Origin of the sequence: Leuconostoc pseudomesenteroides KCTC 3652, from assembly GCF_014634745.1 — a bacterium.
In the GTDB taxonomy this organism is placed as follows: domain Bacteria; phylum Bacillota; class Bacilli; order Lactobacillales; family Lactobacillaceae; genus Leuconostoc; species Leuconostoc pseudomesenteroides.
In genome coordinates, this window is sequence record NZ_BMBP01000011.1 from 1 (window position 1) to 12,251 (window position 12,251).

General features: G+C 40.9%; 9 protein-coding genes and 3 tRNA genes. All 12 read right to left on the bottom strand.

The features are described from left to right. Positions 1-375: 375 nt before the first annotated feature. Positions 376-448, bottom strand: a tRNA-Thr gene (locus IEU65_RS09240). 4 nt (positions 449-452) lie between these two features. Beyond that, a tRNA-Asn gene (locus IEU65_RS09245) sits at positions 453-525 on the bottom strand. A gap of 111 nt (positions 526-636) precedes the next feature. Next, positions 637-709: transfer RNA gene (locus IEU65_RS09250), tRNA-Asn, on the bottom strand. Positions 710-792: 83 nt separating this feature from the next. Further along, positions 793-2,280 (bottom strand): lysine--tRNA ligase, encoded by a 1,488-nt coding sequence (gene lysS, locus IEU65_RS09255; RefSeq protein WP_010291328.1) that lies wholly within the window; start codon positions 2,278-2,280, stop codon positions 793-795. An 87-nt stretch (positions 2,281-2,367) separates the two neighbouring features. Continuing rightward, a complete protein-coding gene (hslO, locus tag IEU65_RS09260; protein WP_010291327.1) occupies positions 2,368-3,261 on the bottom strand; it encodes an Hsp33 family molecular chaperone HslO in 894 nt (297 codons plus the stop codon). Positions 3,262-3,320: 59 nt separating this feature from the next. After that, entirely contained in the window at positions 3,321-5,417 is a 2,097-nt protein-coding gene (gene ftsH, locus IEU65_RS09265) for an ATP-dependent zinc metalloprotease FtsH (RefSeq protein WP_010291325.1), read from the bottom strand. A gap of 16 nt (positions 5,418-5,433) precedes the next feature. Further along, on the bottom strand, positions 5,434-5,973 hold the full coding sequence (gene hpt / locus IEU65_RS09270; protein ID WP_010291323.1) for a hypoxanthine phosphoribosyltransferase: 540 nt from the start codon (positions 5,971-5,973) through the stop codon (positions 5,434-5,436). Then, positions 5,974-7,263, bottom strand: a complete 1,290-nt coding sequence (gene tilS / locus IEU65_RS09275; protein ID WP_010291320.1) for a tRNA lysidine(34) synthetase TilS — start codon at positions 7,261-7,263, stop codon at positions 5,974-5,976. A gap of 34 nt (positions 7,264-7,297) precedes the next feature. Continuing rightward, complete coding sequence (locus IEU65_RS09280; protein ID WP_031941245.1) at positions 7,298-7,696, bottom strand: FtsB family cell division protein; 399 nt, start codon at positions 7,694-7,696, stop codon at positions 7,298-7,300. Positions 7,697-7,773: 77 nt separating this feature from the next. Next, on the bottom strand, positions 7,774-8,058 hold the full coding sequence (locus IEU65_RS09285) for an RNA-binding S4 domain-containing protein (RefSeq protein WP_010291317.1): 285 nt from the start codon (positions 8,056-8,058) through the stop codon (positions 7,774-7,776). 3 nt (positions 8,059-8,061) lie between these two features. Continuing rightward, entirely contained in the window at positions 8,062-11,589 is a 3,528-nt protein-coding gene (gene mfd, locus IEU65_RS09290; protein WP_010291314.1) for a transcription-repair coupling factor, read from the bottom strand. Then, positions 11,590-12,156: an aminoacyl-tRNA hydrolase gene (gene pth, locus IEU65_RS09295; RefSeq protein WP_004915057.1), complete on the bottom strand. Its 567-nt coding sequence runs from the start codon at positions 12,154-12,156 to the stop codon at positions 11,590-11,592. Positions 12,157-12,251: the final 95 nt, after the last annotated feature.

The window sequence follows — 12,251 nt, forward strand, 5'->3', positions numbered from 1 at the left end:
CACAGGTCATTTTCACAATCGCACGCACGCTAACTTACATCACCCGTTAGCTTTCTTGGCTTTGATAAACTGTTACTTTCCTGTTCAATTCGTTTCATTCTAAAAATCGTTATAGATAATATTACATCCCATTCAAACTAATGTCAACCAACAACTTAAATGACCACTGTTTTTCATTACAAATAAATATCGTAGTAAAAAATGGTAGATCAATTTTGCAGTTAATATTCAGAAAAAAGCAATGTCATGAACAATCACATACCAACATTTCTTAACGGTGTTTTCGTTGTTGATTTAGATAAATATAAAAAATGCTCAACTTCTCTGTTTGGAAGAAGTTAAGCATTTATATGATTATAAATTGATAAGTAGATATGCCGACGAGAGGATTCGAACCTCCGACCCCAGGTTTACGATACCCGTGCTCTACCAACTGAGCTACGTCGGCATGACTCCGACTGCCGGGCTCGAACCGGCGACAACCTGATTAACAGTCAGGTGCTCTACCAACTGAGCTAAGTCGGAATGACATTTGTTGCTTAACACAACTATTTTATTATGCCATGAACAACCCGTCATGTCAACCATTTATTAGTTGAAAAAAGAAGCAAACCAACTGGTTTGCTTCTCATAAAACTCCGACTGCCGGGCTCGAACCGGCGACAACCTGATTAACAGTCAGGTGCTCTACCAACTGAGCTAAGTCGGAATAACATTGCTGACACAACTTAATAATTATAACTAATTGTGCAGCAATTTGTCAATAGTTTTCTAATAAATCGAATGATTCATTTATTCTGGACGCATCGTTGGGAACAAAACCACATCACGAATTGTGTCAGAATCAGTCAGTAACATAATCAAACGGTCAATACCAACACCTAATCCACCCGTTGGTGGCATACCGTATTCCAAAGCCTCAATAAAGTCTTCATCAATACCCTCAGCCTCATCATTACCATTTTCACGTTCGGCAGCCTGTGCTTCAAAGCGTGCCCGCTGGTCGATAGGATCATTTAATTCAGTGAAGGCATTGGCATATTCACCACCCATGATAAACAACTCAAAACGATCCGTGAAACGTGAATCGTCAGCGTTACGTTTTGCTAAAGGTGAGACTTCAACAGGATGACCATAGACAAATGTAGGTTGAACCAAAGTATCTTCAACAAATTCCTCAAAGAATGCATTGATGATGTGACCAACTGCCCAATACTTTTCGTATTTGACATGATGCTCATCTGCTAACTTTTGAGCCGCTTCAACTGACATATCTTGCCAAAAATCAACACCAGTGCGATCCTTAATCAAGTCAATCATGTGTGCACGTGCAAAATTCTTTGATAGATCAATTTCAGTGCCTTGATAAGTAATTTTTAGGTCATCAGAAACAACGCCTGCCGCTGCCTTAAAAATACCTTCGGTTTCGTTCATGACATCAGTGAAGTCCCAATAAGACGCATACGATTCCATCGTCGTAAATTCAGGATTATGCTTGGGATCCATCCCTTCATTTCGGAAAATACGTCCGATTTCATAAACACGTTCCATGCCACCAACAACCAAGCGCTTCAAATAAAGTTCTGTGGCAATACGCATATACATATCAATGTTCAAAGCATTGTGATGTGTGATGAATGGACGAGCGGCAGCGCCACCAGCTTCTGTTTGTAGAATGGGTGTCTCCACTTCTAAGAACTCATTTTTGTCCATGTAAGCGCGAATGGCTGATATAATGTGTGACCGTTGTTGGAACTTTTTGAATGATTCCTCATTAGCAATCAAATCCAAATAACGCTTACGGTAGCGTGTTTCGACATCTGAAATACCATGGAACTTATCAGGCATTGGGCGAAGTGCTTTTGACAAGTGTGTCAAATGCGTTGCCAAAACTGTTAATTCGCCGGCTTCCGTCTTCATCATGATACCCTTAATACCAAGAAAATCACCCAAGTCAGCGCGCTTAATAATTGGGTAATTTTCGCCTAAGTCATCACGCTTAGCATAAACTTGGATTTTGCCTGACACGTCGCGAAAGTCCGCAAAAATAACTTTACCGGCACCACGCTTAGCCACCATACGGCCAGCAATCGTCACCTCATGTTGTCCTGCTTCAAGTTCTTCTAAAGTACTATTATCGTACAAATCATGTAATTCTTGCGCTTTAGCTGAGCGTTCGAATCGTTTGCCAAATGGATCTAAATGTAAATCATCAACAAGAGTCGCTAACTTCTGACGACGGGCTAACATTTGATCATTAAGGGCTTTTTCTTCAGCCATTCGTATAAAATCCTTCCCTGATGAGCGCTTTTTGAACGCACTCCCACTAATTAAATATCATACCAAAAAAACAGCATAATCTCAAAATTATGCGTTGTTTTCTTCAATTTGTTTCAAAATTTCTCGCAATTCTGTTGCTGTGAAAAAGTAACGTTTGCCTGAAAACTTACCCACAACTTCTGCACCATCATCTTCATCAATCATGGCTTTTATTTCTTCTGCCGGTAACGTCGCTAACATCTTAGCATAAGCAGATTTTGGTGGTTCGGCTGCTAAACCGACACCGGCTGTTTGCAAAATATTAACTTCACCTTTTCCAAATATTTCTTCTAAGATGTCTAGCGGTGTGTACCCATCTGACAGCATATCAGATAGCGGTCGCATGTTAGCCAGTGCTTTCTCAAGTTGATCAATTGATGCATCGCTGGCGCCTGGTAATGCTTGTACTAAGAATCCACCTGCCACACCAACTGTATCATCTTCGTTCATATAAACCGAAACACCAATTGCCGATGGAATTTGTTCAGACTGTGCCAAATAGTAAGTAAAATCATCACCAATTTCACCGCTCACCAATTGACTTTGTCCAATATAGGGATTGGCGTATGGTGCAAATTTGGTTACTTGCAAAACCCCATTGTGCCCGACTGCTTGCGCAACATCCAATTGTCCGGCATCATTCAATATCACATCTAGTTGCGGATTGGTCACATACCCGCGTACACTGCCTTTAGCGTCTGCTTCTACCACAACGTTGCCAATTGGTCCACGGCCATTGAGCTGAATTGAGAGACGTTCTTCCCCTTTTAAAACAGCCTGTGCCATTAACGTTGATGCTAATAAACCACGACCCAAAACAACCGAAGCGATACGCGATGTATCATGAGTTTGTGCTGCTTCTCGAACTAAATTTGTCCCATTCACAGCAAATGCACGAAAGTCATTATTTTTTGTAATTGCCTTAATAAACTGATCAGCCATTTAATTATTTTCCTTAACTTCAAATAAAAAAGTCGACCTGACGGTCAACTTCTATTTTACTAATTTTTATCATGATTGTCATCAGTTGGTGCATCATCAGGTGCTTCAACAACTTCTGAATCGGAAGTTGTATCATCATCTTTTGACTCACTATCTGGATGTTCATATTTTTCTTCAGCTTGAGAATCTTTTGCATCGGCTGCTGCCTTAGCTTCTTCAAACGACTTGGCAGTTGCCAATTGATCATCATCTTGGACATCTTTACGTGTAAATTCACCCGTTTCATAAATGTCTTTAATTTGTCTTTCGTCCAACGTTTCAACTTCAAGCAAAGCTTCAGCAATAGCTGTCAACTTATCTTTGTGCTCTTGCAAAATCGTTAACGCATCGTTGAAAGCCTCTTGTGCCAAACGACGAACTTCTTCATCAATCAGACGTGCAGTTTCTTCAGAATATGCGCGATTGCCACCTTGATCAGCATAACCAACACTGGCATTACCTTCAAGTTGTACCATACCTAACTTATCTGACATACCAAAAGCAGTTACCATTTGACGTGCCAATCCTGTTGCTTGCTGGAAATCGTTGGAAGCACCAGAACTTGCTTCATTAAACATGAAGATTTCGGCGGCACGACCACCCATCAAACCAGCTAATTGTTCCTTAGCTTCAGAATACTTCAAGTTGTAACGATCGTTTTTGGGCGTCATTAGGGCATAACCACCAATGCGACCACGTGGGACGATTGTTACCTTACGAACAACTGAAGCTTCTGAACGGACCAACCCAACCAACGCATGCCCCGCTTCGTGATAAGCGGTTGTACGTCGTTCTGATTCTGACATACCACGATTTGTTTTCGCAGGACCTTGGAAAATACGATCTTCCGCTTCATCAATATCAGCAGCATCAACCTTTTTCTTATTGCGACGAGCTGCTAACAACGCTGCTTCGTTCAACAAGTTTTCTAAGTCGGCACCGACATATCCTGGTGTCTGTTGCGCAATTGCTTTCAAATCAACGTTGTCAGCTAATGGCTTATTTTTGGCGTGAACATTCAAAATTGCTTCACGTCCTTTAACATCTGGTGCACCAACCAAAATCTTACGATCAAATCGACCAGAACGAAGCAAAGCCGGATCCAATACATCTGAACGGTTGGTAGAAGCCAAAATAATTACACCCTCTGAACCTTCAAAACCATCCATTTCAATCAAAATTTGGTTCAGAGTTTGTTCACGTTCATCGTTACCGCCACCCATTCCGGTACCACGGCGACGACCAACAGCATCAATTTCATCAATGAAAATAATTGCTGGGGCAGACTTCTTAGCGTTTTCAAACAAGTCACGAACACGTGAAGCACCAACACCAACAAACATTTCCACGAAGTCCGAACCAGACATTGAGAAGAATGGTACACTGGCTTCACCAGCGACAGCCTTTGCCAGTAATGTCTTACCAGTTCCCGGAGGTCCTTCCAAAAGAACCCCCTTTGGTATACGAGCCCCTAAACTCACAAATTTCTTTGGTGATTTTAAGAATTCAACAACTTCAACCAGTTCTTGTTTTTCTTCTTCTGCACCAGCGACATCGGCGAACCGAACTTTATTGTCTTTGGGATCTGATGGCTTAGCCTTTGACTTGCCAAAGCTCATCATACCGCCTTGACCGCCTTTACCACCACCAGCTTGATTCATCATGACATAGAAGACAGCCACGATTAGCAACACTGGAATGAGTGATACCAACAAGTTTAGCCAAAAACCAGAATTTTCAGCCTGTTTTGTAACTAATTCAGTCTTCGTCTTGCTTGCAGCTTGCGTAACTTCCTTCAATGAGGCATCGTTAGGTAGCAAAGTTGACGTGAATTTTGTCACCTTTTGAGTTGGCTGTAAGAAACTAATACCGCTATCTTTAGAAGCAGTTTGTGCTTTTTTATAAGTACCAGTAATATTATAAATACTGTTACCAGGTTGCACTGTAATTGACTTGATTTCTTTGTCATTCAGCGCCTTAATAAATTCACTTGATGTTAAGGTTTTAGTCGTTGACTTATCGTTACCGAACAAGCCATAAAACATGCCAACAACAACAAGAAAGATAAAGACGTAGAAAATACTATTTCGAAAGAAACCGCCTTTGTTATTTTTCATCGTAATTCCTCAATTTCTATTTGGTGTACACTTCTTTTTTCAAAATACCAACGTACGGTAAGTTCCGATAAAAGTCTTTGTAATCTAGACCATATCCGACCACAAATTGATTACGGACATCAAAGCCAATATAGTCAGCAGTTACTTCAACCTTACGTCCCTCTTTTTTGTCCAATAAAGTCGCAACTTTAATTGATCGCGCACCCCGTTTAGCCAGTAATTCTTTCATAAACAGCAAGGATTGACCAGTATCGACAATATCTTCTAAAATAATCACATCACGATTCTGAACATCTGACCGAATGTCTGTCACCAATGTGATTTCATCAGTACTTGCAACGCCGCCGTGATAACTAGAAATTTTAATAAATTCTAATTCTGCGTATAAATCAACCTCACGGATCAAATCAGCCGTCCAAAGGTAAGCACCTTTCAACACTGACAAGAACAAGGGACGCTCGCCTGCGTAATCTTCAGTAATTTGCTTACCTAAACGCTGGGCAGCTTGCTGAATGCTTGCCTGATCGTACAAGACTTCTTCTATATCGTTATCCACTTATGTTTCCTCAATTCGCCATACAAGCCAATTTGGCTGCGTATTTTGTTTAACAGTATATTCTGCACTGACACGCCATTCATCGTTGCGTACCTGCACTGCGACAATACGATCATCCGCCGTTGTAAGCACTAACATTGCTTCACGTTCTTGTAACGTTAGTTTTTCATCAATTGCTAGTCGTCTCAACTTTTTATGGCCGTTTATGAGAGCAATTTTATCACTAGCGTTAGCCAAACGCAAGCAAAGCACTGCCTTTTCGGAACCGATTGAAAATGCAACAGCAGAATCGTCAAGAATTGGCTCGTGATCAGTCCATAACCATGACTTATTTGCCAAAAAATACCGTTGATTCAATTTTAACATAAGTGGCGACAAAACTTGGTTCCTATTTTGCTCTTTTTGTAGTCCAAGTTGATTATAGCTTTTGACTAGTTGCACACCTTGATTCAAAGTAATACGACCATTTGGCTTTGAATCATTATTGAGAAGTTGAAGCGCTTGCAAAATTTGGCTCTCTTTAATATTAAATATTTGTTGTGCTTGCAACCAATATTTTAATGTAGGTGCCTGCCATGCCTGTGGAATCGTATGCCAAGACGCGATATTTTGCGCATAAATGGCAGCTTGTTCGTCAATTAAACGTTCTTGATTTTGAATTTGTTGCGCCATGTCATTAATATGTCGAACAGCTTGCGCATTAATGGTTGTGAGTTTTGGCAGCACATCATTACGCAATAAGTTTCTCGGCGTGTAATCGGGATCCGAGTTAGTACTATCTTCTCGCCATTTCAACTGATTACGATGAGCATAGGCAATTAATTCTTGTTTAGTCAACGTCAAAAAAGGACGAATAATACGGTTCGTTTTAGTCATCATGCCCGCCATCTGACGTAATTGACCACCTCTAATCATTTTCAATAAAACTGTTTCTGCCTGGTCATTAGCATGATGCGCCACGACGATGGTGTCCGTTTGATACCGATTTGCTAACGCATTAAAAAAATCATAGCGAAAAATTCGAGCTTCTTTTTCAACGGCATGATTAGGTCTGTTTTGCCAGTCACGCTGTTCAAAAATGACATTCATTTTTTGGGCTAGTTTGGCCACAAAAGACGCATCTGCATCGCTTTCTGGACGTAAATGATAGTTGACGTGCGCGACGACAATCCGGATTGGCATTTGCGCTAGTGCGTGGAGTAACACAACAGAGTCCACGCCACCAGAAACAGCCACAATAACCGTTGCTGGCCACGACTTTTGTTTAATTGCTTGTTTAATTTTTTCCATTATTATGAAAAAGGCACCCCTTCGGGTGCTTCTCCTAGTTATTATCTGCAGGTAAGTTATAAATGATTTCGCCGGGTTTTGAGTAACCATATTTATCGCGTAGTAATTGTTGCAAATAAGTAGGATTTTTAAGACGCTTAACATTTGTCGCTAACTGCGTATTTGTTTTTTGAACGTGTTCCAAGCGATCCTGAGTTTTGGTCAGCTGCTGATTAGCCGCATGTAGTTTTACCTGACCAATCAATAATTGCACGGCAAAAATAGTCGCCACTAGCGCGCCAATCAATAAAATGTTTTTCTCGCGACGCGCATGGGCTCTACGATAATGCTTCGCTGCCTGTGCATTTGCTAATTCAGAATTTTGAATTTCACGTGCAATTGCTGGATTAAGTGGCGTAATATTTGATTGTTTTTTTTGTCTATAAACCGCCATGTGAATTTTACCTATAACAAGTGTCGCACGTTCTTTAACACTTTTCAACAATCTTTAGATTTGTTTAATAATTGTGCTTACTTTTCGTCACCGACTTCTCGAAAGTCTTGCGCATACGTTTCACGCAAAACTTCGTACATGTCAGCAGATTCTTCTTTTTTGGTCGTTTCCACAATCTTAACCACTTTAACAGTCACCGTTTTGTTACCAAAACGAATTTCAAGTTCATCGTTTGTAGCAACATCTGTTGAAGACTTTGCCACCTTACCATTAATTGAAATACGTCCCTGATCGGCAATTTTCTTTGCAACGGTACGCCGCTTAATTAAGCGAGAAATTTTAAGGTATTTATCTAAACGCATAAGTTACTCCTTTTCTAGTTCAGTTTGTTCTTTTTCAATCACGACTAATAGGAAATCTCTCAAAATATTGAGCCATATACTGCTTTCAGCAACATCATTAACGGTCAATATTACCTGCAAGTCACCTGATTCGGTTCGTACTGCTGCTTTCAGTGGCACATCTATGAGCGCTTCAAAAATCGTCTCACCTGATAACTTTGCCGTGGCTTGTGCATTAAATGTAATGGTTAACTGCTTACGTTGACGCCGTATATTGACAATTTGCGCTTGATCAGCTAATTGTTTAATCCGACCGACCAACAATAAGCGAGCCACTTCATCCGGCATTTCGCCAAATCGATCCAACATGTCCGCTTCAATATCTTCAAACACATCGTCTGTCTTTGCTTGCCGTACCCGTGTATAAAGTTCAATTTTTTGCGCATTATCACTGACATAATCGTCTGGTAAATAAGCTAGAACTCCTAAAATCAGCTCAGCATCTGTTTCTGGTTGATCTGAAGTAACAGCCTGCCCTTGCTTTTGAGCAACAGTGTCTTTCAACATCTGTGTATACATATCATAACCCACAGAGTCAATAAAGCCATGTTGTTGCTTCCCTAACAAATCACCCGCACCACGAATACTCAAATCACGCATTGCAATTTTAAAACCAGAGCCCAATTCAGTAAAGTCGCGAATTGCTTCCAATCGTTTTTCAGCTTCTTCAGAAGGTGTTCTAGTAAATGGATAAGTGAAATATGCATAAGCTAGTCGTGTTGATCTTCCAACCCGACCACGCAATTGATACAATTGTGACAATCCCATGTGATCAGCATTTTCCACAATTAACGTATTAGCGTTAGGAATATCCACACCAGTTTCGATAATTGTTGTTGTCACCAAAACATCATATTCACCATTCAAGAAATCATATAAAATACTTTCTAACTGTGTCTCAGACATTTGGCCATGAATTGCTGCCACTCTGGCACTTGGCACAAGATCTTCGATTTGACTCACAACACGATCTAAATCCATCACACGGTTGTGTAAATAGAAGACTTGGCCATCACGTGCAATTTCTTTTTCAATGGCATCACGTACCACAGTCCAATCAGCTTCCATGACATAAGTCTGAATGGGATAACGGTTGGCTGGTGGTGTCTCAATGACTGACAAATCACGTGCTCCGACCATTGCCATATTCAATGTTCTAGGAATTGGCGTCGCTGTCAATGTCAACACATCAACGCTAATGCGCAACTGCTTGAGGCGTTCTTTATGTTTGACGCCAAAACGTTGTTCTTCATCAATAATCAACAACCCTAAGTCAGCAAAGTTAACATCTTGACTCAACAAACGATGCGTACCAACCACAACATCTAATTCATGTGCCTTGAGCTGGCTAATCACTGCTTTGTTTTGAGATGGCGTCTGAAAGCGACTCAATACGCCAATTCTGATTTCTGGAAAATCGTCAAACCGCGCTTTCATTGTTTCATAATGTTGTTGTACCAAAATCGTTGTTGGTGCTAAAAAGGCAACTTGTTTCCCAGCACGAGCCGCTTTAAACACTGCACGTAAGGCAACTTCCGTCTTACCAAAGCCGACATCCCCGACCAATAAGCGATCCATTGGTCTGATTTTTTGCATATCAACTTTAATTTCTTCGATACTGCGAATTTGGTCTGGGGTTTCAGGATAGCGAAAGGCTGTATCAAACTTCAATTGCGCCGTATCGTCCGGTGGAAATGCAAATCCTTGTTGTGCTTCACGCTTGGCATATAATTCAAGCAAATCATCCGCAATATCTTCTATTTTTGCGGCAACTTGTCGCTTGGTTTTAGCCCATTCACTGCCACCTAACTTATTCAGCTTTGGTGCCTTAGCAGCATCTGACGCACCGATATATTTCTGAATTAAATTCAGTTGCGTCACTGGAATGAAAATCTTAGCGTTTTGTTGATAAGCAATTGATAGATAATCTTGCTTGCCACCATCTGCTTCAATGGTTTGAAGGCCTTCGTAACGTCCAATACCATGATTAATGTGAACGACATAATCACCAACGTTCAACTCATTATACGATTTCAAACGCTCTGCGTTAGCAATCTTTCGCGTACGTGGTGCTGTTTTGTGCGTTTGTGCAAATAATTCTCGTTGCGTGAATACTGTCAAATGCAACTGTGGCCACTCAAATCCCGTTGTCAACGCGCCAGACATAATCTGAACTTGATTAGGTAAAACTTCGGTTGTTTCAGTAATTGGTATTTTAAAATCAACAAGTGACGACGCAAAATCATGGCGCTGCTTGGCATCATCAATCATCAAAATGACTGTCGTCCCAGCTTCTTGTGCGTATGTTAAATCATTCTTGAGGGCATTGATTTGGCCATAATATTGGTTCGCTGGTCGCGTTGTTATTTCAACCATTGCATCAAATTTAATACGATTCAAACCACGTTGAAAGTTGGCCAAATATAAACTGGTGCGTTGATTATGCGCAATTTGATCAGCAATGTCAACACGCCACGTTTGGTGTGGCAATAATTGAAAGCTTTCAATTTGTTTGTCAATCCATTCTTGGTCACGGGTTAATTGCTGTAATCTTGTTTCGGTGAGACGCGTGTACTCATCAATCACTATCAAGGCGTCATCACGAAAATAATCGAGTAAGGTTGTTTGTCCATTGAAAAAATATTGCATATAAGGCAACAATTCCGGTCCACGTTCATGGGCATTTAGAACATGTTGTGTTAAAGCAAAACCGTCAGTAGCATGTTTTTTTGCAGCCCCATTTAGGCGGGTACGATTATCACTAAACGCGGTTTCAATGGCTAATTTAGCCTGATCGTATTGTGACTCTGACACAACAAAGTCAGTTGCTGGATCAATTGTTACTGCTTCTAAACTAGCGATGCTTTTTTGGCTTGTAACATCAAATTGTTTTAATTGATCTAATTCATCGTCAAAAAAATCCAAACGAATCGGATCGTTGGCTGTTAGCGGATAAATGTCAATGATTGAACCACGTTGCGCGAACTCACCGGGTGTTTGTACGAGCTTTACTGGTGAGTACCCCATCATCATCAACGTGTTCTTGATCTCTGAAAATTCATAGGTCTCACCAACGCGAATCGTCAAGCGAGCAGCCGTCACGGTTGCCATATCAGGCAGTAGACGTTCTGCACCCGCTAAATTAGTCACAACTATCATAGGTTGACCAGTCACGAGTGCCATCAGTGTTTGTAAACGCTGCAAGCGTAATTCTGATGAACTAATCGCCATCTCCGTTGCCACTGATTCTTCTGCTGGAAATTGGTATACATCATCAACTAATGCAGCAACGTCAAAATAAAGTTGTTCCGCGTGTGTTTGTGTGTCAGCAATGACCAGAATTTGACGGGGATTAGCATTAAAAATAGCGGCAATGCTTGCTGCCTTTACTGTGCCATTCACGCCTAAAAGCAACTGTGTTGCGGCACCAGTTGCTTGTTTGACAATTGTTTGAATTGTATCTGTTTGACTTAAATATTTAACTAAACTCATTTACCCGTTATATTGATTGCTTAACTCGGCGATTGTTGCCCCGTTGATCCAATCAGAAATGGCCTGCGTGCTGCGTGCAAGCATTGTCTCGACGATTTCTGACTCTGCTTTTGAAAAATGACCCAAAACATAGTTAATCACCACTTGTTTTTCATGCTCTGGGTGTCCCAGTCCAAACTTCAAGCGCAAAAATGTTTGTGAATCTGTGTGCGCCATAATACTTTTGAGTCCATTGTGTCCACCGGCTGATCCTTTCGCACGAAAACGTAATTTGCCAAAGGGCATATCCATGTCATCAGCTAACACCATGATATCAGTCACATCACCATCATAGTAATCTAAAATTGCCCGAACCGCTTTACCTGAATCATTCATATAAGTGGTCGGCTTGACCAGCATAACTGGTACGCCATCAACTTGAATTTTAGCGGTTAATGCAAACTGCTTTGTTGGTGAAAAAGTTGCATTGTGAGCAGCCGCAAAAGCATCAATTGCCATGAATCCAATGTTATGACGCGTCTGATCGTACTTTTCACCAATGTTTCCTAACCCAAAAATAAATTTCATAATGACTATTTCTTTCTATAATTTCACTTCTTCCAGTATACCACGCGCGCAGCGTGATTTTGTGTTATCATATTGTATGGCGGTTTCATGATAAA